Source organism: Nocardia arizonensis (assembly GCF_001310275.1).
Lineage (GTDB): Bacteria > Actinomycetota > Actinomycetes > Mycobacteriales > Mycobacteriaceae > Nocardia > Nocardia arizonensis.
This window is the reverse complement of record NZ_LGYZ01000073.1, coordinates 1-222: the sequence shown is the minus strand read 5'-3', so window position 1 is coordinate 222 and position 222 is coordinate 1. Positions and strand designations below refer to the sequence as shown.

Sequence of the window (222 nt, the reverse complement as noted above, 5' to 3'; positions counted from 1 at the left end):
TCGGTCGAGTTTGCCGTTCGCGCTCAGCGGCATCTCCTCCAGCACCACGAGAGCAGCGGGCACCATATACGACGGCAGCAGTCCGCTCAGGTGGGCGCGCAAGATCTCGACGTCCACGGTCGCGTCCGACGCGGCCACGACATAGGCCACCAGCCGATCGCCGGTACGCGCGTCCGACCGCACCACCGCCACCGCCTGCGACACACTCGCGTGCCCGGTCAA

Annotated in this window: 1 protein-coding gene; it reads right to left on the bottom strand. The window is 68.9% G+C overall.

The annotated features are described in order from the left end of the window. Window positions 1-222 (bottom strand): AMP-binding enzyme (locus APZ21_RS14415; protein WP_156371073.1); only part of this gene is annotated, 222 nt, incomplete at both ends.